Here is a 23,617-nt window from a genome sequence, read left to right as displayed (position 1 = left end):
CTCGCCCCGCTGATCACGCCCGGCATGGCACCGCCTCGAAGTTCTCCCGGCCCTCGGCGAAGGCCGCGTCGGGCACGGCGAAGCTGTCGAGGCCCTCGCCGAACCGCTCCGTGAGGTAGGTGTCGGCGCGCCTCGCCATGGCCTTGTCGGACTCGACGGTCAGCGACAGCGTGCGGCCGGCGCGCCACTCCACGACCTCGCCGTCCTCGACGATCGGCACGCCGTCCTTGAGGACGAGCTTGGCGGCGGTGAACATCGCGGTGCGGTTCGCGTCGTCGCGGTAGACCGCGACGTCGGCCCGGGCGCCGGCCCGCAGGTGGCCGCGGTCGGCGAGGCCGAGGAGCTTCGCCGGTCCGGACCGGGTCAGCTGCGCGATCTCCGAGAGCGTGTACTCGCGCTCCAGCCCCGGGAGGCTCGACCGTTCGCCGACCACGCTCGGCAGCGTCGCGATCTCGCGGTCGCGCTCCGACTTGTCCATCAGCAGGTGGATGATGCGCGGGTACTGGGTGAACGGGCCGCCGTTCGGGTGGTCGGTGGTCAGGATCGTCCGCTCCGGGTCGGTGGAGAGCAGCATGATCTCCAGGCCGATCGCCCATTGCAGCGAGCTGGTCGGGCCCCGGGGCCGGTACAGGAACGGCACCACCCCGCCGCCCTCGGCGTCGCCCGCGTTGAGGACCCACTTCTTCGGCTTGGCGCCCTTCCGGCCGGCGAACTGGCGGAGGATGTCGAGGGACACCGTCACGGTCTGGCCGAACACGACCTGCCCGATATCGAGGGTGGCGTTCGGGTTGTCGGTGATCGCCTGCGCGATCCGCTCGGCGGCCGAGCGGAAGCCGCCGGTGCCGGGATTGGCCGGGTCGACCGCGCCGTAGGCGTAGAACTGCGCGTGGGCGAAGTGGATGCGCCGTCCCTCGGCCGCGTCGAGCGTCGCCATGAAGCTGTCGTCGGCCCCGGGCAGGCCCAGGTTGTTGCAGTGGACGTGCAGCGGGTGCGGGACGCCGATCTGCTCGACCGCGTCGAGGAGCGAACCCATGATCTGCCGGGTCGAGAGCCCGTAGCAGGGGATCTCGTCGTCGAGGGAGAGGCGCAGGGCCCCGTCCTTGAAGGCCGAGGCGCCGCCGGCGTTGATGCACTTGACCCCGAGGCCGCGCGACTGGGCGACCGACAGGGCGACGAGGTCGCGCACGGCATTGCCGCCCTGGCCCTCGCGCAGGAGCTGCAGGAGCTGGTCGTCGTTGCCCATCACGGTGAGGGCGCCGCGGTCGAGCAGCGGGATGTCGGCGAGCTCGAGCTGCGTGCCCAGCGCGTGGGTTGGCGGCATCGCCGGCTCGACGGCCGTGGTGTAGCCCATCCGCGCGTAGGTCGAGCCGATCCAGGCCGCCGCCCCGCCCGCGTGGGCGAAGGAATGGCCGTCGGGCGCCGCCTCGCTGACGTAGAGGTCCGGCAGCAGCAGCCGCGAGGTGATCACGTTGCCGCCGGCGATGTGCGAGTGCACCTCGACGCCGCCGGCCATCACCACGCAGCCCGCGGCGTCGATCACGGCGTCAGGCTCGCGGCCCGGCGGATCGATCACGCGGCCGTCCTCGATCCAGACGTCGCCCACGGAATCGCGGGACGCGGTCGGATCGACGACGCGCCCGCCCCGGATCACGCTCAGCATGCGGGTTCACTCCTCGACGCGGCCGGGCCCGTGACCAGGCGCTCCTTCAGGGCACCCAGCACCGACGCGGCCGACGGCAGATCCGACGGCGACGAGGCCGGCCAGAAGGTCAGCGCGGCCCGCTGCTCGTTCCACAACACGCCGCCGTGGTCGCGGCCGGGCTGGCCGACCGCGATCACCACCTCGGCGGCCCCGGCCTCACCGTCCGCGACCAGCGCGACGGAGGGGACGTTCGACAGCCAGTCCGGGCGCGACACCGGGACGGCGCCGAGCCAGAGAACGGCGTCGACCTCGCCGGCGGCGACCTGCCGGGCAGCGTCGAAGCGCCAGGGATCGTGCTCGGGCACGCGGCGCCCGAAGCCGCTGCGCGGCGCCTGCCCGGTGAGCCAGGCCGAGACCGGCACCACCGCCCGGTCCTGGCCGGTGCCGCCGACCGCGAGGGTGAAGCAGCGGGTCGTCTCGCTGAGCTCCATGGCGAGGCCCTGGAGCATCTCGATGCCGACCTCGCCGAGTTCGGCGGCGTCGTAGAGGAGGATTCCGTACTGCGCGGCGGCGAGCCGGGCGGCGATCTGGCCGGGGAGATCATCGCCGGCGAGGTGGCCGCGGGCGTGGGCGCGCAGCACGCCGACCGCCTCGGTCAGCCCGCCCTCGGCCGGCCAGGACAGGGACGCGGTGGCGTTGGCGCCGACGGCCAGCAGGGTGCGGTCCGACCCGGCGGCGCGACCGCGGCCGGGCTTGCCGTCGACGAGGCGCTTCAGGAGCGGCGCCTGCCAGGGGGCGGCGCCGACCACCAGCACCACGTCGGCGCGCCCGACGGCCTCGGCGGGCGTCGAGGTCAGCGCCCCGACCCGGCTCAGCGCTCCGAGGTCCGCGTAGGTGCCGGCCGAGCCGGCGGTGTCGACGGAGGCGCCGATGCGCCCCGCGAGATCGTAGGCCGCGCGGATCGCGGCCACGTCGGCGCTGAGGCCGGCGATCACCGGCGCGCGCGCACTGGCGAGGAGGGATGCGGCCGCCTCGATGGCGGTGCCCGCGTCCGTCGCGCCACCCTTCACCCAGGCTGCCATGCTCCCTCTCGCAACGTTCTTGCTTGGTTTCGGAGCGGGCGACGGCCGTAAGACCGGACGAAGCGGGTGCCCCTCGAGCCCGAGGGTTCCCCACCGAATCGGAATGGCTCATCCGCCCGGCATGTCCGGGCAGGCGGCAAACTCGGCGCGCCGTCGCGGGCCTAGGTTTGCCTTCATCCGCGCACCGCGGCAAGGGGGTTCGGCGGCGATGCGCGTCGGGAAGTGAATCGCGGGTATCGCTTCACCGCCGCGCGCGCTCTCCGCGATCGATCAGTCCTGCGCCGTCGGCGGGCACGATCCGCGCGCGTCCACGTTGCCCGGGTCCGGGCCGCGTGTGAAAAGCGCGCCGCGCAGGGGCCGGACCTGCGGGATTCGAGGCGGGATTCGAGGGAAGAGCGTTGGGCGAGGTCCCCGAACGGAACGAGGCGACGGCGGACGGTGCCGTGCGGGTCGAGGCGCCGGCGCGGCTGCATTTCGGCTTCCTGGACCTGCATGGCGGGCTCGGCCGGCGCTTCGGCAGCATCGGGCTGGCCATCGACGCGCCGTCCCTGGTCCTGACCGCCCGCCGGGCGGCCCGGCCCACCGTCACGGGCCCGGAATCCGACCGGGTGCGCGGCTACGTCGAGGCCGCCGCCGCCCATCTCGGGCGGGGCGGGGACGTCGCCGTCGCGGTCGAGCGGGTGATCCCGGCCCATGCCGGGTTCGGCTCCGGCACGCAACTCGCCCTCGCGGTGGCCGCCGCGATGGCGCGCCTGAACGGCGAGCCCTTCGCGGCGGAGGCCTTCGCGGCGACCCTGGACCGGGGCAACCGGTCCGGCGTCGGCCTGTGCGCCTTCACCGAGGGCGGCCTCGTCGTCGACGGCGGCCGCGGCGCGGATGGCGGGCCGCCGCCGGTGATCGCGCGCCTGCCCTATCCCGAGGCCTGGCGGATCGTCCTGATCCTCGATCCGAGCATGGCCGGCGTGCACGGGACGCGCGAGGTCGAGGCCTTCCGCGACCTGCCGCGCTTTCCCGAGGCGCAGGCGGCCGAGATCTGCCGGATCGCGCTGATGCAGGTGCTGCCCGCCGTCGCCCTGGCGGAGCCGCAGGGCTTCGGCGCCGGCATCACCCGGATCCAGACGCTGATCGGCGACCACTTCGCGCCTCATCAAGGCGGCCGCTACGCCAGTTCCGCGGTGGCGGAGGCGCTCGCCGCCGTCGCCGCGCGGGGCATCGCGGGCTACGGCCAGTCCTCCTGGGGGCCGACCGGCTTCGCGCTGGTTCCGTCCGAGGCCGAGGCCCGCGCCCTGGTGGCCGGCCTCGACCGGGGCGGCCCCCTCCGGTTCGTCATCGCCCGGGGGCGCAACGGTGGCGCTTCGGTAACCGGTCCGGCGTGAGCCGGCCGCCCCGGGCTTGACCCGGGGCGCCGCTCCGGGTTTGGACGGAGGGAAGGCGCCTCTCGTCTCGCGCGCCGCACGAGGATTCCATGGCCCGCTCGATCCTCCACATGCTGACGCCGCTCCGGCACATGAGCCCGTTCGACGTGAACATGGCCGTGGATGCCGGCTTCGAGACGGTGGTGACCTACGCGGAGGTCAGCCTCGCCGACGTCGTCACCCTGACGCAGGATTCGATCTTCTCGCGGTCGCCGGCCGACGGGACGCGGACGGGCATCTTCATCGGCGGCAAGAACGCCGAGGACGCCCTCGACATGGTCGACCGCGCCAAGAAGGCCTTCGTGCCGCCCTTCGTGAACCACGTGTTCGCCGACCCGGCGGGCTCGTTCACCACCGGCGCCGCCATGGTGGCGCAGGTCTCCCGCGCCCTGCGGCAGAAGTTCAACACCGACCTCAAGGGCAAGCGCATCGTGATCTTCGGCGGCGCGGGCGTCGTCGCCTACGTGGCCGCGGTGATCGGCGCCCTGCAGGGCGCGACCACAGTCCTGGTCGGCCACGACGGCGAGGAGCGCGTCTCGAAGATCGCCTTCACGATGAAATGGCGCTTCGGCATCGAGGTCGGCGCCGTCGACGGCACGACGCCCGACGATCGGCGCGCGGCCATCCGCGACGCCGACGTCATCCTCTCAGCCGGCCCGGCGGGCATCCCGATCCTCACCGCGGAGGATCTGAAATCCGCGCCGAAGCTGCTCGTGGCGTCCGACGTCAACGCCGTGCCGCCCGCCGGCATCGCGGGGATCGACGTCAACGCGGTGGACGTCGCGCTGCCCACCGGCAAGGGGGTCGGCATCGGCGCGCTGGCCGTCGGCGACGTGAAGTACAAGACGCAGCGGCGCCTGTTCGACCGGATGCTCGCCTCCGACACGCCGCTGTGCCTCGACTTCCGCGACGCCTACGAGCTCGCCGTGGAGATCGCCGGCTAGGCCGCTCCCGGACCGGATGCCGATGGCGGACGCGGTCCTGATCGCCGCGCAGGCCGGGCGCACCCTGGCCGAGGCGGCGCGGCGCGCGGGGCTTCGGCCCTACGTCGCCGACCTGTTCGGCGATTCCGACACCCGCGCGCTGGCCGAGGCCTACCGGCCACTGCCGGGCCGCTTCGGCACCGGCCCCGCCGCCGACGCCACCTTGGCGGCGCTCGACGACCTCGCGGCGCTGGCCGGGAACCCGGTCGGCCTGATCCTGGGCAGCGGCTTCGAGGATGCCCCCGACCTGATCGCGCGCCTCTCCGCGCGGCACCGGCTCATCGGCGCCTCGGCCGGGACCGTCGCCGCCCTGAAGGATCCCGTGGCCTTCGCGGCCCTGTGCGCGCGCCTCGGCGTGCCGCATCCGGCCGTGACGGCCGCGCCGCCGGCGGACCCCGCGGGCTGGCTGGTCAAGCGGATCGGGGGCTCCGGCGGCAGCCACATCCGGCCGGCCACCCGGTCGCCCGCGCCGGCGGGCCACTATTTCCAGGCGCGCGTGCCGGGGCGGCCCCACGCCCTGAACGTCCTCGCCGACGGCCGCGCGATCCGCGTCCTCGCGGTCACCGAGCAGTGGTGCGCGCCGTCGCCGATCCGCCCATTCCGCTACGCCGGGGCGCTCGCCCGCGGCGCCGGGGAAGCCCCGGCGCTCCCCGCCCACGTCGCGCAGGCCGTCGCCGCCGGGACCGAGCGGATCGTCGCCGCGACCGGCCTGCGCGGCCTCGTCAGCGCCGACCTGCTGGTCGACGGGACCGACTGGTGGCTCACGGAGATCAACCCGAGGCCCGGCGCGACCCTCGACGTCCTCGACCGGCGCGGGACGCCGCTGCTCGCGGCCCACATCGCGGCCTGCCTCGGCACGATGCCGGAGCCCGGACCGCATCCGGCGGATGCGGCGGCCGCGCAGATCTGTTACGCGGACCGTGAGCTTGCGCCTGTGCCGGACCTCGATTGGCCGGACTGCGTGCGCGACCGCCCGTGCCCCGGCTCGGTGGTCCGCCGCGACGCGCCGCTCTGCACGGTGCTGGCCGAAGGCGCGGACCGGGCGGAGGTGCTCGCCCTGTTGGAAACGCGGACGGCACACCTGCGGGCCGTCTGCGCGGCGAAGAAAACACACCCCGAGGAAGCCCCGTCATGAGTGCCAGCCCGTCCTATCCCAGCATCAACGCGCTCTCAGGCCCCCTGGTCGAGCGGCTCGTGGCCGACGCCGCGACGCTGCGGCTCTCCGTGTCGCAGGCCGCCGGCGGCGCCCGCATGGTCGATGCCGGCGCGCAGGCGCGGGGCTCGATCGAGGCCGGGCGGCGCATCGCCGAGATCTGCCTCGGCGGCCTCGGCACCGTCACCATCGCGCCGAGCGGGCCGATCGCGTCCTGGCCGTACTCGGTGACGGTCCATTCCGCCGACCCGGTGCTCGCCTGCCTCGGCAGCCAGTACGCCGGCTGGAGCCTCGCGGACGAGACCGGGGATTCCGGCTTCTTCGCCCTCGGCTCCGGCCCGGGCCGCGCGGTGGCGGCCGTCGAGGAGCTGTACCAGGAGCTCGGCTTCCGCGATTCCGCCACCAAGACCGCCCTCGTTCTGGAGGCGGCCGGCGGCCCGCCCGAGAGCGTCGTCGCCAAGGTCGCGGAGGCCTCCGGCCTCAAGCCCGAGGACCTGACCTTCATCTTCGCGCCGACCCAGAGCCTCGCCGGCTCCACGCAGGTCGTGGCCCGCGTCCTGGAGGTCGCCCTCCACAAGGCCCACACGGTCGGCTTCGACCTGCACGCCATCGTGGACGGGATCGGCTCGGCGCCGCTGTCGCCGCCCCACCCGGACTTCATCAAGGCGATGGGCCGCACCAACGACGCGATCATCTACGGCGGCCGGGTCCAGCTCTTCGTGGATGCCGACGATGCCGACGCCAGGCAGCTCGCCGAGCAGCTGCCCTCCACGACCTCGAGCGACCACGGCGCGCCCTTCGCCGACATCTTCGCGCGGGTGAACGGCGACTTCTACAAGATCGACGGCGCCCTGTTCTCGCCGGCCGAGGCGATCGTCACGTCGGTGCGCTCCGGCGCCACCTACCGCGGCGGGCGCCTGGAGCCGACACTGGTCGACGCGTCCTTCGCCTGAGGGCACGCGGGGCGCCCCTCCCGCGCGGCGGGACCCCCAGTCCGATTCACCGAGCGACAGAACCTCGGGCCGCCCCGGAGGCGGGCGGCCCCGTGACGATCAGGACCCCATCAGGACCCCCATGCGCATCGGGCTCGCGGCCGATAACGGCACTTGGCACAAGAACCGCCTGCTCGCGGCCCTGCGCGCGAGCGGCGTCGAGCCGGTGCTGTTCTCCCTCGCCGACGTGGCCGTGGTCACGGGCGGCGGCGAGCCGCTGCGCGTGCCGGGCTTCGCCGACGCGCTGCCGGACGGCGTGCTGATGCGGACCATCGCGGGCGGCACCTTCGAGGCGACGACGATGCGGCTCGGCGTGCTGCACGCCCTGGTCGCCGCGGGGGTCACCGTCTGGAACGCGCCGACCGCGATCGAGCGCTCGGTCGACAAGGCGGCGACCTCGCTGCTGATCGACCGGGCCGGCCTGCCGACCCCGGCGACCTGGGTGTTCTCGAAGCGCGAGGCGGCCGCCGCCCTGGTCGCCGCCGAGGCGCGCCCGGGCGCGCCGCTGGTCCTGAAGCCGCTGTTCGGCTCGCAGGGTGAGGGGCTCGCCCTGATCGAGCGCCCGGAGGACCTGCCCGACGAGGAGGCGGTGGCCCGGGTCTACTACCTCCAGCGCTACGTGCCGCGCCGGGACGGCCTGTGGCGCGACTACCGGGTGTTCGTCTGCGACGGCCGGGCGATCGCCGGCATGATCCGCGAGGGCGACGGCTGGATCACCAACGTCCACCGGGGCGGCCGGCCGCTGCCCTGGGCGATGCCGCGCGCCGCCGCCGAGCTGGCCGAGGCCGCCGCCGCCGCGGTCGGGGTCGACTATTCCGGCGTCGACCTCGTCGAGGACGGGGAGGGCGGGTTCTCGGTGCTCGAGGTCAATTCCATGCCGGCCTGGTCGGGGCTCCAGACCGTCTGCGAGACCGACATCGCCGCCGCGGTGGTGCGCGGCTTCCTCGCCGCAGCCCGCGGCGCCAGCCGTCCCCGGCTCGTGGTGGCATGAGCGGGGGCGGCCTCGACGCGGCGCTGATCGGCACGCTCTACCGGGCGGCCTGCCTCGCGGAGCTCGACGCCCTCAAACCCGGCAACGTCCACGCCTACGCGCCTGGCCACCGCATGGTGCTGGCGGATTTCGTCACGAGCGCCGACGTCTCGGCGCCGCCGCTGGCCCACCCGGGCGCGGGCGTCGGCGCGCGGGTGCGCGACGGCGTCGCCGCCACCGTGGCGGCGGTGGGCCAGAACACCAATCTCGGCATCCTGCTGCTCTGCGCGCCGCTCGCGGTCGCGGCCGAGGAGGGCCGGACCGTCGCGGCGGTGCTCGACACGCTGGACGGCGCGGATTCGGACGCCGTCTTCGCGGGCATCCGCCGCGCGAATCCGGGCGGCCTCGGCGAAGCTGCCCGGCACGACGTCGCCGACGCGGCGCCCGGCTCCTTACGCGACGCCATGGCGGAGGCCGCCGACCGGGACCGGATCGCCCGCGCCTACGTCACGGGTTTCGCGGACGTGCGGGCGATCGGGCTCGCGGCCCTGCGCGCGGCCCGCGTTGCCGGGCTCGACCCGACCTGGTGCACGACCGCGATCCACCTCGCCTTCCTGCGCGCCGTCCCGGACAGCCACGTCGCGCGCAAGCACGGCGCGGAGGCGGCCGAGGGCGTCCGCCGGGAGGCCGAGGCGGCACTCGCCGAGATCGACCTCGCCGCGCGGCCGGTCGACGCGCTGCTGGCCCTCGACGCGTCGCTGAAGGCGCGGTCGATCAATCCCGGCACGAGCGCGGATTTCACCGTCGCGACGCTGTTCTGGGACGCGCTCGCGGGCGCCGGCGCCCGGCTGGCCTGAACCGCGTGCACGATCCGGTGTCCATAGCGCCGGGCGGATGGAAATTCCTTCGTGTCAGGGCCTTGCGCGGGTTGTGAGCTGCAGGGGCCCGCTGTAGGGTCCGCCGCGCTGTCCGGCCCAACCGGCTCGGCCCAACCGGCTCGGCCGGCATGGTCGGGCGCCGATAACAAGGATGGCTTCCCGGCCGCGGCACCGCCCGGCGCGCGGCTCTATTTCGGAATCCAGGGAGAGACACCGAATGGCGAAGATCACCAAGGTTCAGGTCGGCGAAGCGCTCGTCGGCGACGGCAACGAGGTCGCCCACATCGACCTCATCATCGGACCGCGCGGTTCGCCGGCCGAGACGGCTTTCTGCAACGGCCTCGTGAACAACAAGCACGGCTTCACCAGCCTGCTCGCGGTCATCGCGCCGAACCTGCCGTGCAAGCCGAACACCCTGATGTTCAACAAGGTCACCATCAACGACGCCCGTCAGGCCGTCCAGATGTTCGGCCCGGCCCAGCACGGCGTTGCCAAGGCCGTGCAGGACGCGGTGGCCGAGGGCATCATCCCGGCGGACGAGGCCGACGACCTGTACATCCTGGTCGGCGTGTTCATCCACTGGGAGGCGGCTGACGACGCCAAGATCCAGAAGTACAACTACGAGGCCACCAAGCTGTCGATCCAGCGCGCCGTGAACGGCGAGCCGAAGGCCTCGACGGTCACCGAGCAGCGCAACTCGGCGCAGCACCCCTTCGCCGCCAACGCTTAGATCGGAGACGGTCCTGGGCAGAGCGAGCCTCCGCCCGCACCGCGGGGCCTGCTCCAGCGACTGGCTTCGATCTTCCTTGGCCGATAATTAGGCCCCTGAACGGGACGGCGCGAGCCGTCCCGTTTTTCGTTGATCGCCCACCGCCCGGGCCGCCGCGCCACATCGCGGCCGGGCGAGGCGCCGTCGTACAGGTGACGCGGCGTCGAAGCTCCGCGACCGCTGGTGGAGAACGGGATCGGCGCGCGCGGAAACTCTATCGTCCCGGCCGACCGGGCAGAGCCGCGAGGTGAGGGCATGCCTGCATCCGACGAAGTGTCCGCGGCGCTGCGCGATGACTGGATTCGCGGCGGCCACTTGGTCCTCGCCGATGATCCCGACACGTCCGACCACGCGGCGATCCATGCCTGGATCCTCGACTTCATGGAGACAGGCGCGGACGATCCGGATCAGGACAGCATCCGGTCCCTGATCTACCACAGCCTGAACTTCGATATCCCGTTCCAGGCGACCGAGCGCGTCCGGCAATCCTTGATCGCCACCGTGCGGGCGCGTCTCGCGGCCCAGGCGCCGCGTCGCGGCCTCTGACCGGCCCGCGCCCCGTGGGCCACCGCGGCGAGCCGGCGCCAAGAGAAAAGGGGCCGCCTCGCGGCGACCCCCTTCCTTCGTCTCGACGGGTGGCTCGGACTTAGAAGTCCATGCCGCCCATGCCGCCGCCCGGCATGGCCGGAGCAGGGCTGTCCTTCTTCGGCGCGTCGGCGACCATCGCCTCGGTGGTCACCAGGAGGCCGGCGACCGAGGCCGCGTCCTGCAGGGCGGTGCGCACCACCTTGGCCGGGTCGACGATGCCCGACTGGATCATGTCGACGTACTCTTCGGTCTGGGCGTTGAAGCCGAAGGTCTCCGACGAGGTGTTGTCGGTGATCTTGCCGACCACGATCGAGCCCTCGACGCCCGCGTTCTGGGCGATCTGGCGCAGCGGGGCCTCGAGCGCCTTCAGGACGATCTTGATGCCGGCCTGGACGTCCGGGATCTCGGACTTCAGCTCGGCGACCGCCTTCTTGGCGCGCAGCAGCGCGGTGCCGCCGCCCGGGACGATGCCTTCCTCGACCGCCGCGCGGGTGGCGTTGAGGGCGTCGTCGACGCGGTCCTTCTTCTCCTTCACCTCGACCTCGGTCGCGCCGCCGACGCGGATCACCGCGACGCCGCCCGCGAGCTTGGCCAGACGCTCCTGGAGCTTCTCGCGGTCGTAGTCCGAGGTGGTCTCCTCGATCTGCGCCTTGATCTGCGAGATGCGGCCCTCGATGTCGGACTTCTCGCCGACGCCGTCGATGATCGTGGTGTTCTCCTTCTCGATGCGCACGCGCTTGGCGCGGCCGAGCATGGGGAGCGTCACGTTCTCGAGCTTGATGCCGAGGTCCTCGGCGATCATCTGGCCCTTGGTCAGGATCGCGATGTCCTCGAGCATCGCCTTGCGGCGGTCACCGAAGCCCGGCGCCTTGACGGCCGCGACCTTGAGGCCGCCGCGGAGCTTGTTGACGACGAGGGTGGCGAGAGCCTCGCCCTCGATGTCCTCGGCGATGATCAGGAGCGGCTTGCCGGTCTGAACAACCGCCTCGAGCACCGGCAGCATGGCCTGGAGCGACGAGAGCTTCTTCTCGTGGATGAGGATGTAGGGGTCCTCGAGCTCGGCGACCATCTTCTCCGCGTTCGTGATGAAGTACGGGGAGAGGTAGCCGCGGTCGAACTGCATGCCCTCGACGACGTCGAGCTCGGTCTCGGCGGTCTTCGCCTCCTCGACCGTGATAACGCCCTCGTTGCCCACCTTCTGCATGGCGTGGGCGATCATCTCGCCGATCTCCTTGTCGCCGTTGGCGGAGATCGTGCCGACCTGGGCGACCTCGTCGGAGGTCGAGACCTTCTTGGCGCGCGAGGTGATGTCCTTCACGGCCGCCTGGGTGGCGAGGTCGATGCCGCGCTTCAGGTCCATCGGGTTGATGCCGGCGGCGACGTACTTGGCGCCCTCGCGGACGATGGCCTGGGCCAGCACGGTCGCGGTGGTGGTGCCGTCACCCGCGATGTCGTTGGTCTTCGAGGCCACTTCGCGCACCATCTGGGCGCCCATGTTCTCGAACTTGTCGGCGAGCTCGATCTCCTTGGCGACCGTCACACCGTCCTTGGTGATGCGCGGGGCGCCGAAGCTCTTCTCGATCACGACGTTGCGGCCCTTCGGGCCGAGCGTCACCTTCACCGCGTCGGCGAGGATGTCGACGCCGCGCAGCATCTTATCGCGGGCGTCGGCGGAGAAACGAACGTCTTTCGCTGCCATTGTGTGCCTCTTAGCTAGTGGTTGAACCCCGAGTCCGGGACGGCCTCAAAGGGCGGTGACAGGTGATCCGATCAGAGGGCGACGACGCCCATGATGTCGGATTCCTTCATGATCAGGAGGTCCTGACCGTCGATCTTGACCTCGGTGCCGGACCACTTGCCGAACAGGACGCGGTCGCCGGCCTTGACGTCGAGCGCGTTGACGCGGCCCTGCTCGTCGCGGGCGCCGGGCCCGACGGCGACGACCTCGCCCTCCTGCGGCTTCTCCTTGGCGGTGTCCGGGATGATGATGCCGCCCTTGGTCTTCTCTTCGCTCTCGATGCGACGGACGACCACGCGGTCGTGCAGCGGACGGAACTTCATGAGCTGCCCTCTTGCTTCAGGTCTTGAGTTGGCGTTGATGCGGCCGGCGGGACCGCTCGCAAACTCGACTGTTAGCACTCTGTCTCGGCGAGTGCCAAAGACGGCCGCGAGATAGGCGCGGGCGGGTTCCGAGTCAAGGCTGTCGCACCCCCGCGCGACGGTGCGATGACGCGCCGGCGGCCCCGTTCCCCCCTCATGGATAACGCGCTCTCATGCTGAGCCTGCACGGACCCGAAGGCCCGGTCGCGCTGCGACCCGGCAGCCCGATCGCGCGCGACACCGTGTGGCTCGACCTGAACGACCCCACGCCGGAGGAGGCCGCGGCGGTCGAGGCCGCGACCGGCCTGCGGGTGCCGTCGCGGGCGGCGCTCTCGGAAGTCGAGACGTCGAGTCGCCTGCGCCGGGTGAAGGGCGGCCTCTCGCTCTCGACACCGATGATCACGTTCGAGCAGAGCGCGTCGCAGCTGAAGCCGCTGGGCTTCCTGCTGACCAAGGATCACCTCGTCACGATCCGCTTCCACGACCTGCGCGCCTTCGAGGCGTCCGCGAAGCGCGTCGCCGACGGCGACGGCAGCACGACGCCGAGCGAGATCTTCCTCGTCGTGCTGGAGGAACTGGTCGACAGCCTCGCCGACGCCCTCGAGGATATGGGCTCCGAGCTCGACTCGCTCTCGACCCGCATCTTCGACTTCGACGTCCGCGGCGCCGAGCGGCGGCGCCTGGAGAGCCCGCCGCCCCGGCGCCGCGACCTCGCCCTGCGGCGGATCCTGCGGGGCATCAGCAACCGCGGAAAGGTTCTGGGCAAGATCCGGTCGAGCCTGCTCGGGCTCGAACGGATCATCCCGTTCGTCGCCGCGGCCTGCGACAGCCTCGGCCTGCCGGAGGATGCGCGCTTCGAGACGATCAAGCGGGACATCGAATCCCTCGACGAGTTCGAGACGCGGCTCGCCGAGAACGTGCAGTTCCTGCTCGACGCGGCCCTCGGCCTGATCACCATCGAGCAGAACAACGTCTTCCGCGTCCTCACCGTCGTCTCGGTGGTCGGCGTCCCGCCGACGCTGATCGCGTCGATCTACGGCATGAACTTCAAGCACATGCCCGAGCTAGATTGGGCGCTCGGATACCCATACGCGCTCGGCCTGATCCTCATCAGCGCGGTCGCGCCGATCGTATACTTTCGCATGCGCGGTTGGTTCTAATATTCACACGCATGCTTCGGCCCTGACTACGTTTATATTTGAATATAATCTCGATGATGGCGTCGATCCGAACACGGGCGCGCAGAGAACGCGGCGCTACAAGCATTCGCTTTCCGTCAGACAATCCCTAATCTGGGCGAATGCCGAAATAAGGAATTCATTAACGCTGTGACGCTATACCCCACACCGGGGGAACGCGAGCCGTACCATGTTCAATCGCACTGTTTTCAATGAAGCCCAGGCCAAGATCGACGCGCTCGATCGCTCGCTGGCAATCATCGAGTTCTCGATGGACGGAACGGTTCTTCACGCGAACGAGAACTTCCTGCGATTGATGAAATACGGCCTCAGCGACGTCCAGGACCGCCATCACCGCATCTTCGTGGACAAGAGCTACGCCGAGTCCGCCGACTACGCGGCGTTCTGGAGCAAGCTGAAGGACGGCCAGTACGTCACCGGCGAGTTCCTGCGCCTCGACAAGGAGGGCGACTCGGTCTGGCTCGAGGCGACGTACAATCCTGTCCTCGACGCGCGCGGCAAGCCGATCAAGGTCGTCAAGTTCGCCGCGGACATCTCGGCCAAGAAGAAGGAGATCAACCGGCTCCTGACGATGATCGACAACGTTCCGGTGGCGGTCATGACGGCCGATCTGAAGGACAACTTCAAGATCGACTACATGAACGCCACGTCGCGCAAGACGCTCGGCACGATCGACCAGCACCTGCCGGTGAAGGTCGACGACATGCTCGGCCGCTCGTTCGACATCTTCCACAAGAACCCCAGCCACCAGCGCACCATGCTGGCCGATGCGAGCCGGCTGCCGCACAGCACCAAGATCAAGGTCGGGCCCGAGACCCTCAACCTGCGGGTCACGGCCGTGAACGACGAGAAGGGGCAGTACCTCGGCCCGATGCTGACCTGGGCGGTCGTCACCGCGCAGGTGAACATGGAGGCCGACGTCAAGCGGGTCGTCGAGGCCGTCGGCTCCGCCATCCAGGAGATGCAGAGCTCGGCCGTGGGCCTGATGCAGTCGGCCGAATCGGCGCGCCACAAGGCGTCGTCGGTCGCGTCGAACTCCGAGCAGATGAACGGCGCGATCCAGGAGATCTCCGGTCAGGTCGGGCGGGTCTCGGAGCGCGCGCAGCAGATCGCCGCCCAGGCGGGGACCACCGACGCGACCATGCGCCAGCTCGCCGAGAACGCCCGCAAGGTCGACGCGGTGGTGGGCATGATCAAGTCGATCGCCGACCAGACCAACCTGCTCGCCCTGAACGCCACCATCGAGGCGGCCCGCGCGGGCACCGCCGGCCGCGGCTTCGCCGTTGTGGCCTCCGAGGTGAAGGCGCTCGCCGAGCAGACCGCCAAGGCGACCGGCGAGATCACGCAGCAGGTCTCGGCGATCCAGAGCGCGACCGGCGAGGCGGTCGGCGCCATCGAGATGATCACGGCCGCGGTGGACGAACTGTCCAAGCTCACCCTGGCGATGGCGAGCGCCGTCGAGGAGCAGGCGGTCTCGACCCACGAGATGGCGGGCAATATCGGCGGCGTCTCCGAGGCCGCCAACGCCACCGGTCAGCTCGCCCAGGCGGTCCAGGGCATTGCCGAGAGCCTCGCCGGCCACTCGACGAGCCTGTCGGAGAGCGTGATCCGGTTCATGAAGACGGCCTGATCGGGTGGCTCAGTCCCGGGCGAGCTGCGCCCGGCCGATGGCGAAGACCCGCCCGTCCCCGAGGAGATGGGCGGTGAAGCCGTCGGGGAACAGGCTCTCGATCGCCCGGTCGCGGACGTTCAGGCCGCCGGCGTAGGCCCCGAAGGCCGGCATGACGAGGCGGGTGCCGTCCGTGACGAAGCAGCGGCGGCGCACCGCCCGCCCGCGCATCGCCACCTTCCCGCAGGGATGGAGATGGCCGGCGATCTCGCCGGGCACGGGTTCCGGGCTCGGCTCGTGGCGCAGGACGAGGCCGCCGAGCGTCAGCGCGTCCGCGTAGCGGGCGGCGGCGGCCCCCCTCACCGCCCGGGCGGCGGTGGCGGGCGCGGCGGGGGGGGAGGGGGGGGCCCGGCGGGCGCGGGCGCGCCCGGGGGGCGCCCGCCGACGCCCTCGTTCACGGCCGCGTCGTGGTTGCCGGCGATCCAGACCCAGTCCCGCCCCTCCTGCAGGGCCGCCACCAGGGCGCGGTCGCCCGGCTCCATGCGCTCGGGACCGCGGGCGTCGTGGAAGGAATCGCCCAGCGCGACCACGCGCGCGGGATCGTGGCGCACCACCGCCTCGTGCAGGCAGGCGAGCGTCTCGCGGGTGTCGTAGGGCGGCAGGAACTGGCCGGAGCGGGCCGCGTAGGACGAGCCCTTCTCCAGGTGGAGGTCGGACACGATCAGCGTCCGGTGCTCCGGCAGCCAGAGGCCGCCGCAGAGGTCGAGCACCAGGGTCTCGCCCGCGAGCTGCAGGGTGGGGTGCTTGGGAGTCTTCTCGAGTCTCAGGCCGGCCGCCAAGATCGCATCCTCGGTGTCGTCGGGGGAAGGCGGATCGACGGTCAGGACAGAGCCTCTTGGAGAAGCTCCGCCTCGGCCTCGGCCAGGATCTCGTCGGCGCCCTCGCCGTAGACCCGCTCGCGCCCGATCTCGAGCATCACGGACACGGAGAGCGGCGAGACCCGGTCGAGAGACCTGTGGATGATTCGCCCCTGGATGCGCTCTAGCATCATGCCGAGGCGCCTCACGTCGAGGAGTCCGGTTGCCGCATCCTGCCGCGCGGCCCGCAGCAGCAGGTGGTCGGGCTGGTGCTTGCGCAGGACGTCGTAGATCAGGTCGGTCGAGATCGTCACGGCCCGGCCGGACTTCTTCTGCCCCGGATGGTGGCGCTCGATCAGGCCGGCGATCACCGCGCATTGGCGGAAGGTGCGCTTCATCATCGCCGACTCGTCGAGCCACGCCTCCAGGTCGTCGCCCAGCATGTCGACCGCGAACAGGTCGCCGATGAAGTCCGGATCGATCGCGGCGCGCTCCGAGACGTCGCGGGTCGACCAGATGGCGATGCCGTAATCGTTGGCCGCGAAGCCGAGCGGGCGCAGGCCCGAACGCTCCAGCCGCCGGGTCAGCAGCATGCCGAGGGTCTGGTGAGCGAGGCGGCCCTCGAACGGGAAGGCGGTCAGGTAGTAGCGCTTGCCGCGCGGAAAGGTCTCGACGAGGAGGTCGCGCTCGCCCGGCAGGACCGAGCGGCGGCGCTGCTGCAGCAGGTACGCGCCGATCTGCTCGGGCAGCCGGTCCCACTCGAACGGGTCGGCGATCAGCGCGCGCACTCGGGCGGCCAGGAAGGTCGAGAGCGGGAACTTCGCGCCCGCGTAGGACGGGATCGCCGGGTCGGTGCCGGCCGGCGCGCGGGTGACGAGGCACTCGTCCTCGGCGAGCCCCTCGAAGCGCAGGGTCTCGCCCGCGAACAGGAAGGTGTCGCCCACCGTCAGCGTCTCGGCGAACTCGTCCTCGATCTCGCCGAGCACCCGCCCGCTCTTCGGCAGGACCGTGCCGGGCTTGCCGCGCAGGGTCCGGCCGAGGCGGACCTTCACCCGGGCCGCCTCCACGATCGTGCCGACATTCATCCGGTAGGCCTGGGCGGTGCGGGCGTCGCGCACCCGCCAGAGCCCGTCCGGCCCGCGCAGGATCTTGGCGAAGCGCTCGTAGGCGCGCAGCGCGTAGCCGCCGGTGGCGACGTAGTCGACGACCTGCTCGAAGGATTCCCAGGTCAGGCCGGCGTAGGGCGCGGCCGAGACGATCTCATCGTAGAGGTCGAGGGGATCGAAGGCGTCGGCGCAGGCCATGCCGAGGACGTGCTGGGCGAGGACGTCGAGGGCGCCCTGCCGGGCGTCCGGCGTGTCCTGGGCGGCCTCCTCGACGGCGTCGAGGGCCGCTTGGCACTCCAGCATCTCGAAGCGGTTGCCCGGGACGAGGTAGGCCTTCGAGGGCTCGTCCATGCGGTGGTTGGCCCGGCCGATCCGCTGCATGATGCGGCTGGCGCCCTTCGGCGCGCCGACATTGACCACGAGGTCGACGTCGCCCCAGTCGATCCCGAGGTCGAGGGTCGCGGTGCAGACGATCGCCCGGAGCTGGCCCGCCGCCATGGCGGCCTCGACCCGGCGGCGCTGCTGGGCGTCGAGCGAGCCGTGGTGGATCGCGATCGGCAGGGCGTCGTCGTTGAGCCGCCACAGCTCCTGGAACGTGTACTCGGCCTGGAGGCGGGTGTTCACGAAGACCAGCGTGGTCCGGTGCTCCCGGATGAGGTCGTAGATCGCCGGCATCGAGTGCCAGGCGGTGTGGCCGGAGATCGGCAGCGCCCGGCCCAGATCGAGCATGCGCAGGTCCGCCTTCGCGCCGCCGGCTACGGTGACGAGATCGGCCATGGGTGGCCCGACCGGCCCCCTCTCCCGTGCGGGAGAGGGTTGGGGTGAGGGACGCGAAGGATCAGGATCAGGCGCATCATCGCCGCCCGTCGCGGTCAAGCTACATTCTGAACGTTCTCGACCCTCACCCTGTCCCTCTCCCGCACGGGAGAGGGGACCCGTGCCTGTTCCCGCAGCCGGGCTGGCCTTCCCGTCGTGCAGCTTCAAAGGCGCGCCCGCAGAAGGGGGTGGGGGAAGGCGGCCCTGCGGCACCAGATATTTTCGTAGTTCATCAGGCTCGCGAACGGTCGCGGACAGCCCGATCGCCGCGAGGCCGGGGCTCAGCCGGTGCAGCCGCGCCAGCGCCAGGGACAGCAGGTCGCCGCGCTTCGAGGTCACCAGCGCGTGCAGCTCGTCGAGCACCACGCAGCGCAATCCGGAGAAGAACGCCGCCGCCTCGCGATGGGCGATCAGCAGCGCCAGCTGCTCGGGCGTCGTCAGCAGGATGTCCGGCGGCCGGCTGATCTGGCGGGTGCGCTTGTGCGCGGGGGTGTCGCCGGTGCGGGTCTCGACGCGCACCGGCAGCGCCATCTCGGCGATCGGCGCGTCGAGGTTGCGCGCGATGTCGACCGCGAGGGCCTTCAGGGGCGAGACGTAGAGCGTGTGGAGCCCCACCGGCTTCAGCTTCTGCGGTCCGCGCTCCGCGAGGGCGACGAGGCTCGGCAGGAAGCCGGCCAGCGTCTTGCCGGCCCCGGTCGGTGCCACCAGCAGGGCGGAGCGGCCGGCGCCGGCGATCCGCAGGAGATCGAGCTGGTGCGGCCGCGGCGCCCATTTGCGCCCCGCGAACCAGGCCCGGAACCGCTCCGGCAGGATCTCGGCCGGGTCGCTCAGGCGAGCGCCATCAGGAAGCGGTCGATCAGTTCCAGCGCCCGCTCGCTCATCGGGCTCGGGTAGCGGGCGAAGACGTGGCAGCCGCCCGGATAGATCGCCGTGTGGCCGCCGTTGCCCGCCGCCGCCCAGCGCGCCGACATGTACAGCGTGTCGTCGAGGAGAGGGTCGGCGGTGCCGATGGTGAACAGGGCCGGCGGCAGACCCTTCAGGTCGGCGTAGATCGGCGACACGTCCGGCCGGCGCCGGTCGATGCCCTCGCGGACGTAGCCGTCGGCGAACTTGGTCAGGTCCCGGGTGTTCACGACCAGCCGCTCCTCGCCCCAGTTCCGCACCGACGGCGTGAGGCCGAGATCGAAGAAGCCGGCGTTGAGGTTGGCACCCCGGAAGGCCCGCGGCAGGTTGTGCTTGTCGCGCAGCCGCAGCAGCACCATCACGGCGAGGTGCGCCCCCACCGACTCGCCGCCGATGGTCAGCGCGTGGATGCCGAACTCGGTCTTGCCCGGACCGGCCAGCCACAGGGCCGCCGCCTCGCAGTCGAGCAGCGCCGCCGGATACGGGTGCTCGGGGGCGAGGCGGTACTCGACCGACAGGGCGACGAAGCCGCAGGTGTCGGCGATGCGCTCCAGCCAGGGATCCTGCTCGTCGGCGGAGCCCCAGACCCAGCCGCCGCGGTGGATGTGGAGGTAGGCGCCGCGCAGCTTCGTGCCGGGCTTGGGCCGGACCACGCGGAGCTTGAGTGGGCCGCCGGGCCCGTCGATCGTCAGCCACTCGGCCCGGGCGCTGTGCGGCATGGCGGGCGCCGCCTTGGTGCCCAGACGGCGCCGCTCGCGCACCTCGGCGATCGGCAGCGACCAGGGATCGGGCAGCGCGGCGTGCGCCGCGACGATCTCGGCATTGAGCCGGAGCGTCTCGGGATCGATCGTCGCCGGGTCGAACAGGGCGTGGTCGATCATCGTGCGTATGGTCCCGTCGGCACTCAGAGCCTCTCACACCAATTCCCGATTCCCGGGAGTTCTCCGTTTGGCCGAGGCCGCGCCGCGAGAGTCCCGCGGCGTAGTCCACCCCGTCCGGCATCTTGGCGCGCGCGACGCCGCTTGCCATCTGCACGGCGCGCGAGAAACCCGCCAACGCCTGATCCGCGCTCGGGTTTCGACGCGGTGTGGTGTGCCGGTCACGGTTCCGCCCGCTTCGTCGCCGATCCGAGGGTCCTGAGGCTTCACGAGGACGCAATGCTCGTCGATCACGACCGGCGCCGGCAAGGCTATCAGCAGGGCGCCCCGCCGAACGCCCCCTACGGCGCGGACAGCTACCGGTCGCGTCCCTCCGCTCTGCGGCGGTTCCTCGGCGGCTCGCCGGCCGGCGTGTTCCTGCGGCTCCTGTTCCTGTCGGTGCTGGTCGGCGCCTTCATGTCGATGCTCGGCCTGACGCCGGGGCGACTGTTCTGGCACGTCTACGATTCGGCGCGGGCGCTGGTGGAGGTCGGGCTCGCCTCGCTCCACGATTTCGGCGGCTGGATCGTCGCCGGGGCGATCGTGGTCGTGCCGCTCTGGCTGATCGCGCGCCTCTTCGCCGTCTCCCGCTGACGGGGTCGGGGGCCGATCCGGCACGGTCGCGCCCCGACGGCCCGGCGCGCCGTGGGATCGGGCAGATCGGCCGCCCGCCATCGCAACCCGCCGATGCGATCACCCCGCTTTGCGCGGGGGGCGCGGCTTCTTAGCGTGCGGCATGATGCACACCGTCGCCAGCTCGGCCCGCCCGACGAACCGCCGCGTCCTGGCCCTGGCGCTGCCCATGACGATCGCCAACGTCACGACGCCGATGCTCGGCTTCGTCGGCGCGGCGGTGATCGGGCGGCTCGGCGACGCGGCGCTGCTCGGCGCCATCGCCCTCGGCGCCGTGATCTTCGACGCGATCTTCTGGTCGTTCGGGGCGCTCCGCATGGCGACCCGCCGGCCTGACCGCGCAGGCGGTCGGCGGACGCGACGACGCCGAGGTCGACCGCATCCTGGCGCGGGCTCTGGCGGCGGGCGCCCTGATCGGGCTCGTCCTGGTGGCCCTGCAGGCCCCCCTCGCGCAGCTCGCTTTCGCGATCAGCGGGGCGAGCGCGGCGGTGATCGCCGGTCTCGCGACCTACTTCCACATCCGCATCCTGTCCGCGCCCTTCGTGCTGGCGAGCTACGGCGTGCTCGGCTCGGTCCTGGGGCGCGGGCGCACCGATCTCGGCCTGCTGCTGCAGATCGCCATCAACCTGATCAACGTCGCGCTGACGCTCACTCTGGTCCTGGGCTTCGGCCTGGGCCTCGCCGGCGCGGCGCTGGCGACGCTCGGCGCCGAGGCGCTCGGGCTCGGCCTCGGGCTGATCCTCCTGGCCCGCCTCGGCTCCCGGCCCTTCCGGGTGCCGCTGCGCGACCTCCGCGACGCAGCGGCGCTCCGCCGGACGCTCAGCGTCAACGGCGACGTCATCCTGCGGACGCTGGCGCTGATCACCGGGATCGTGCTGTTCTCGGCGCTCGGCGCCCGGCAGGGCGACGTGGTCCTGGCCGCGAACTCGGTCCTGTGGAATCTCTTCCTGATCGGCGGCTTCTTCCTCGACGGCTTCGCCACGGCGGCCGAGACCCTGTGCGGCCAGGCCGTCGGCGCCCGGGACCGGGAGGCGTTCGACGCGGCCGCCGCCCTGAGCCTGCGCTGGTGCCTCGGCTTCGGCCTCGCGGTCAGCCTGGTGTCTCTGGCGGGCGGCCCGGCCTTCATCGACGCCGTGACCACGAACGGTCCGGTCCGCGAGGCGGCCCGGTCCTACCTCGTCCTCGCCGCCCTGGCGCCGCTCGCCGCCGCGGCGCCCTTCGCGTATGACGGGATCTATATCGGCGCGACCTGGACGCGGGCGATGCGCAACCTGATGGTGTGCGCGCTCGCCGCCTACTGCGCGATCCTCGCGCTCGTCGAGAGCCTGGGCTTCGGCAATACCGGGCTGTGGCTGGCCTTCGTGAGCTTCCTGGGCGCCCGGGGCCTCGGACAGGCGATCGCCTTCCCGCGCCTCGCCCGGGACACGTTCCCGACGCCGGCGGCGGCCGCCCTCGAAACCGCGGCCTAGCGGCAGCCCAGCGCGGCCGGAGGCGTGCTAGCGCGGGTCTTTCCAGGTGGTGGGCTGGGCCGGCGGCGCGGCGCGGGCCACGGAGCCGGTGGTCCGCGGCACGGCCGCCTCAGCCCGCCGCGGATAGGACCGGCGCGGGGCCGCGTAGCCGTAGCGGCGTCCCCGGCGGACGTGCCGGCGCCCGCGCTCCGACGAGTTCCCCACGAAGCCGCCGACCACGGCCCCCGCGACGGCGCCGATCGGGCCGCCGACCAGCGCCCCCGCGACTGCGCCGGAGCCGACGCCGAGGGTGGTCCGGCTCTGGGCCCGGGCCGCCTCAGGTGCCGCCAATGTCCCGAGCAAGGCGAGGGTGACCAAGACTTTGCGCATCGTAGAGATCCCGGACTTCGAGAATTGGTTTCGTCGGGCCTTTAAGCGGCGGAACATGACCAAACCGCGGCTTCGATCTGCGGAGAGACGGCGCGGTATCAAACCGCGCGGGGACTCACCCGCCCCGACCTTTAGGGTGTGGCGCGGCCGGGTTCGTGCTTTAGGGTGCAGCGCAACGACGGGAGGCCGCGCGACGGCCCAGGAGGGAGAAGCCGATGGCCACGACCACCGATCTGCGCCTGCGCCGCAGCGTGCTCTACATGCCCGGCTCGAACCAGCGGGCGCTCGACAAGGCCAAGACCCTGCCGGTGGACAGCATCATCCTCGACCTCGAGGACGCCGTCGGCCCGGAGGAGAAGGAGCTCGCCCGCGATCAGGTCTGCGCCGCGGTGAAGAGCGGCGCCTACGGCAGCCGCGAGCTGGTCATCCGGGTCAACGCCCCGCAGACCCCGTGGGGCGAGGCGGATCTCCACGCCGCTATCGAGGCCGAGCCCGACGCGATCCTGATGCCGAAGGTCTCGTCCCCGGCCGTGCTGGAGAGCATCGCCGACCGGCTCGAATCCCTCGACGCGCCGGACGGCATCGCGATCTGGGCGATGATCGAGACCCCGGCCTCGATCCTCAACATCCAGGAGATCGCCCGGGCGAAGCGCGACCCGCGCAACCGCCTGACCTGCCTCGTGCTCGGCACCAACGACCTCGCCAAGGACACCTGGGCCAAGATCGTGCCCGGCCGCGTGCCGATGCTGCCCTGGATGATGATGGCGCTGGCCGCCGCGCGGGCGGAGGGGCTCGCGATCCTCGACGGCGTCTACAACGACATCGCCGACACAGAGGGCTGCCGCGACGAGTGCCGGCAGGCCCGCGACCTGGGCTTCGACGGCAAGACGCTGATCCACCCGACGCAGCTGGAGCCGGCCAACACGTCCTTCGCCCCCACCGAGGAGGAGGTGCGCCGGGCCAAGCTGGTGATCGAGGCGTTCGAGCGCCCGGAATACGCCAAGCGCGGCGCGATCAAGCTGGAGGGCCGGCTCTACGAGCGGCAGCATCTCGGCGTGAACCGCCGGGCGGTCACCTGGGCCGAGGCGATCAAGGCGAAGGGATTCTGAGCGCGGCTCCGTCCGGTGTCGGCGCGTCCGTCCTCGCGAGCGGAGCGGAGCGATCCAG

General features: G+C 72.1%; 19 protein-coding genes and 2 pseudogenes. 13 read left to right on the top strand and 8 right to left on the bottom strand.

Features of this window, described 5'->3' with window-relative positions:
- Nucleotides 1-13: 13 nt before the first annotated feature.
- Both ACLBYE_RS01095 and ACLBYE_RS01090 read right to left on the bottom strand, forming a co-directional pair.
- Entirely contained in the window at nt 14-1,660 is a 1,647-nt protein-coding gene (locus ACLBYE_RS01095; RefSeq protein WP_447692684.1) for a formylmethanofuran dehydrogenase subunit A, read from the bottom strand.
- On the bottom strand, nt 1,654-2,724 hold the full coding sequence (locus tag ACLBYE_RS01090; protein WP_447692683.1) for a formyltransferase: 1,071 nt from the start codon (nt 2,722-2,724) through the stop codon (nt 1,654-1,656). The genes ACLBYE_RS01095 and ACLBYE_RS01090 overlap by 7 nt, the downstream gene beginning before the upstream one ends.
- 398 nt (nt 2,725-3,122) lie before the next feature.
- Between ACLBYE_RS01090 and ACLBYE_RS01085 the strand changes: the two genes are divergently transcribed.
- The 8 genes from ACLBYE_RS01085 to ACLBYE_RS01050 all read left to right on the top strand — a co-directional run bounded on the left by ACLBYE_RS01085 (nt 3,123) and on the right by ACLBYE_RS01050 (nt 10,430).
- Nucleotides 3,123-4,100, top strand: coding sequence for a beta-ribofuranosylaminobenzene 5'-phosphate synthase family protein (locus ACLBYE_RS01085; protein WP_447692682.1), 978 nt, complete (start codon nt 3,123-3,125; stop codon nt 4,098-4,100).
- An 89-nt stretch (nt 4,101-4,189) separates the two neighbouring features.
- On the top strand, nt 4,190-5,083 hold the full coding sequence (locus ACLBYE_RS01080) for an NAD(P)-dependent methylenetetrahydromethanopterin dehydrogenase (RefSeq protein WP_056521160.1): 894 nt from the start codon (nt 4,190-4,192) through the stop codon (nt 5,081-5,083).
- Nucleotides 5,084-5,105: 22 nt separating this feature from the next.
- Nucleotides 5,106-6,257, top strand: a complete 1,152-nt coding sequence (locus ACLBYE_RS01075) for an ATP-grasp domain-containing protein (protein ID WP_447692681.1) — start codon at nt 5,106-5,108, stop codon at nt 6,255-6,257.
- Nucleotides 6,254-7,228: a methenyltetrahydromethanopterin cyclohydrolase gene (mch, locus tag ACLBYE_RS01070; RefSeq protein WP_091978092.1), complete on the top strand. Its 975-nt coding sequence runs from the start codon at nt 6,254-6,256 to the stop codon at nt 7,226-7,228. The genes ACLBYE_RS01075 and mch overlap by 4 nt, the downstream gene beginning before the upstream one ends.
- A 121-nt stretch (nt 7,229-7,349) precedes the next feature.
- Entirely contained in the window at nt 7,350-8,258 is a 909-nt protein-coding gene (locus tag ACLBYE_RS01065; protein WP_103985156.1) for an ATP-grasp domain-containing protein, read from the top strand.
- Nucleotides 8,255-9,094: a triphosphoribosyl-dephospho-CoA synthase gene (locus ACLBYE_RS01060; protein ID WP_447692680.1), complete on the top strand. Its 840-nt coding sequence runs from the start codon at nt 8,255-8,257 to the stop codon at nt 9,092-9,094. Before ACLBYE_RS01065 ends, ACLBYE_RS01060 begins: the two co-directional genes overlap by 4 nt.
- Nucleotides 9,095-9,332: 238 nt before the next feature.
- Complete coding sequence (gene fae / locus ACLBYE_RS01055) at nt 9,333-9,845, top strand: 5,6,7,8-tetrahydromethanopterin hydro-lyase (RefSeq protein ID WP_012317540.1); 513 nt, start codon at nt 9,333-9,335, stop codon at nt 9,843-9,845.
- A gap of 222 nt (nt 9,846-10,067) precedes the next feature.
- The gene (locus ACLBYE_RS01050) at nt 10,068-10,430 is read left to right on the top strand and encodes a hypothetical protein (RefSeq protein WP_447692679.1); all 363 of its coding nucleotides are present in this window, start codon (nt 10,068-10,070) and stop codon (nt 10,428-10,430) included.
- 100 nt (nt 10,431-10,530) lie between these two features.
- Here the strand turns inward: ACLBYE_RS01050 and groL are convergent, their stop codons facing one another.
- Complete coding sequence (gene groL / locus ACLBYE_RS01045; RefSeq protein WP_447680561.1) at nt 10,531-12,171, bottom strand: chaperonin GroEL; 1,641 nt, start codon at nt 12,169-12,171, stop codon at nt 10,531-10,533.
- A 71-nt stretch (nt 12,172-12,242) separates the two neighbouring features.
- Nucleotides 12,243-12,533 carry a co-chaperone GroES gene (gene groES, locus ACLBYE_RS01040; RefSeq protein WP_012317542.1) on the bottom strand — a complete coding sequence of 97 codons (291 nt, stop codon included), beginning with the start codon at nt 12,531-12,533 and terminating at the stop codon, nt 12,243-12,245.
- 212 nt (nt 12,534-12,745) lie between these two features.
- Here groES and ACLBYE_RS01035 point away from each other — a divergent pair, with 212 nt between their 5' ends.
- Nucleotides 12,746-13,732, top strand: a complete 987-nt coding sequence (locus tag ACLBYE_RS01035; protein WP_447692678.1) for a CorA family divalent cation transporter — start codon at nt 12,746-12,748, stop codon at nt 13,730-13,732.
- Nucleotides 13,733-13,940: 208 nt separating this feature from the next.
- Entirely contained in the window at nt 13,941-15,401 is a 1,461-nt protein-coding gene (locus ACLBYE_RS01030) for a methyl-accepting chemotaxis protein (RefSeq protein WP_447692677.1), read from the top strand.
- A 9-nt stretch (nt 15,402-15,410) separates the two neighbouring features.
- On the opposite strand, the pseudogene ACLBYE_RS01025 reads toward ACLBYE_RS01030, so the two are convergent.
- From ACLBYE_RS01025 to ACLBYE_RS01015, 3 genes and pseudogenes are all read right to left on the bottom strand, one after another.
- Nucleotides 15,411-16,219, bottom strand: a pseudogene (locus tag ACLBYE_RS01025) (metallophosphoesterase).
- A 41-nt stretch (nt 16,220-16,260) separates the two neighbouring features.
- Nucleotides 16,261-18,990, bottom strand: a complete 2,730-nt coding sequence (locus ACLBYE_RS01020) for a ligase-associated DNA damage response DEXH box helicase (protein WP_447692727.1) — start codon at nt 18,988-18,990, stop codon at nt 16,261-16,263.
- Nucleotides 18,987-19,943 (bottom strand): alpha/beta hydrolase, encoded by a 957-nt coding sequence (locus ACLBYE_RS01015; RefSeq protein ID WP_091680189.1) that lies wholly within the window; start codon nt 19,941-19,943, stop codon nt 18,987-18,989. The genes ACLBYE_RS01020 and ACLBYE_RS01015 overlap by 4 nt, the downstream gene beginning before the upstream one ends.
- A 276-nt stretch (nt 19,944-20,219) precedes the next feature.
- On the opposite strand from ACLBYE_RS01015, the gene ACLBYE_RS01010 reads away from it, so the two are divergent.
- Nucleotides 20,220-20,573: a DUF6460 domain-containing protein gene (locus tag ACLBYE_RS01010; protein ID WP_020093561.1), complete on the top strand. Its 354-nt coding sequence runs from the start codon at nt 20,220-20,222 to the stop codon at nt 20,571-20,573.
- A gap of 142 nt (nt 20,574-20,715) precedes the next feature.
- Nucleotides 20,716-22,081, top strand: a pseudogene (locus ACLBYE_RS01005) (MATE family efflux transporter).
- Between the two features lie 27 nt (nt 22,082-22,108).
- Here ACLBYE_RS01005 and ACLBYE_RS01000 read toward each other — a convergent pair.
- Nucleotides 22,109-22,450, bottom strand: a complete 342-nt coding sequence (locus ACLBYE_RS01000; protein ID WP_026604994.1) for a YMGG-like glycine zipper-containing protein — start codon at nt 22,448-22,450, stop codon at nt 22,109-22,111.
- 215 nt (nt 22,451-22,665) lie between these two features.
- On the opposite strand from ACLBYE_RS01000, the gene ACLBYE_RS00995 reads away from it, so the two are divergent.
- Nucleotides 22,666-23,559, top strand: a complete 894-nt coding sequence (locus ACLBYE_RS00995) for an HpcH/HpaI aldolase/citrate lyase family protein (RefSeq protein WP_447692676.1) — start codon at nt 22,666-22,668, stop codon at nt 23,557-23,559.
- Nucleotides 23,560-23,617 lie beyond the last annotated feature (58 nt).

The organism is Methylobacterium sp. A52T, assembly GCF_053346095.1.
This window is presented reverse-complemented; position numbering and strand designations above follow the sequence as displayed.

Excerpts from the sequence above, each read along its gene's own strand:
- ACLBYE_RS01095 (WP_447692684.1), bottom strand. The coding sequence starts at position 1,660 with ATGCTGAGCGTGATCCGGGGCGGGCGCGTCGTCGATCCGACCGCGTCC.
- ACLBYE_RS01090 (WP_447692683.1), bottom strand. The coding sequence starts at position 2,724 with ATGGCAGCCTGGGTGAAGGGTGGCGCGACGGACGCGGGCACCGCCATC.
- ACLBYE_RS01080 (WP_056521160.1), top strand. The coding sequence starts at position 4,190 with ATGGCCCGCTCGATCCTCCACATGCTGACGCCGCTCCGGCACATGAGC.
- ACLBYE_RS01075 (WP_447692681.1), top strand. The coding sequence starts at position 5,106 with ATGGCGGACGCGGTCCTGATCGCCGCGCAGGCCGGGCGCACCCTGGCC.
- mch (WP_091978092.1), top strand. The coding sequence starts at position 6,254 with ATGAGTGCCAGCCCGTCCTATCCCAGCATCAACGCGCTCTCAGGCCCC.
- ACLBYE_RS01065 (WP_103985156.1), top strand. The coding sequence starts at position 7,350 with ATGCGCATCGGGCTCGCGGCCGATAACGGCACTTGGCACAAGAACCGC.
- ACLBYE_RS01060 (WP_447692680.1), top strand. The coding sequence starts at position 8,255 with ATGAGCGGGGGCGGCCTCGACGCGGCGCTGATCGGCACGCTCTACCGG.
- fae (WP_012317540.1), top strand. The coding sequence starts at position 9,333 with ATGGCGAAGATCACCAAGGTTCAGGTCGGCGAAGCGCTCGTCGGCGAC.
- groL (WP_447680561.1), bottom strand. The coding sequence starts at position 12,171 with ATGGCAGCGAAAGACGTTCGTTTCTCCGCCGACGCCCGCGATAAGATG.
- groES (WP_012317542.1), bottom strand. The coding sequence starts at position 12,533 with ATGAAGTTCCGTCCGCTGCACGACCGCGTGGTCGTCCGTCGCATCGAG.
- ACLBYE_RS01035 (WP_447692678.1), top strand. The coding sequence starts at position 12,746 with ATGCTGAGCCTGCACGGACCCGAAGGCCCGGTCGCGCTGCGACCCGGC.
- ACLBYE_RS01030 (WP_447692677.1), top strand. The coding sequence starts at position 13,941 with ATGTTCAATCGCACTGTTTTCAATGAAGCCCAGGCCAAGATCGACGCG.
- ACLBYE_RS01015 (WP_091680189.1), bottom strand. The coding sequence starts at position 19,943 with ATGATCGACCACGCCCTGTTCGACCCGGCGACGATCGATCCCGAGACG.
- ACLBYE_RS01010 (WP_020093561.1), top strand. The coding sequence starts at position 20,220 with ATGCTCGTCGATCACGACCGGCGCCGGCAAGGCTATCAGCAGGGCGCC.
- ACLBYE_RS01000 (WP_026604994.1), bottom strand. The coding sequence starts at position 22,450 with ATGCGCAAAGTCTTGGTCACCCTCGCCTTGCTCGGGACATTGGCGGCA.
- ACLBYE_RS00995 (WP_447692676.1), top strand. The coding sequence starts at position 22,666 with ATGGCCACGACCACCGATCTGCGCCTGCGCCGCAGCGTGCTCTACATG.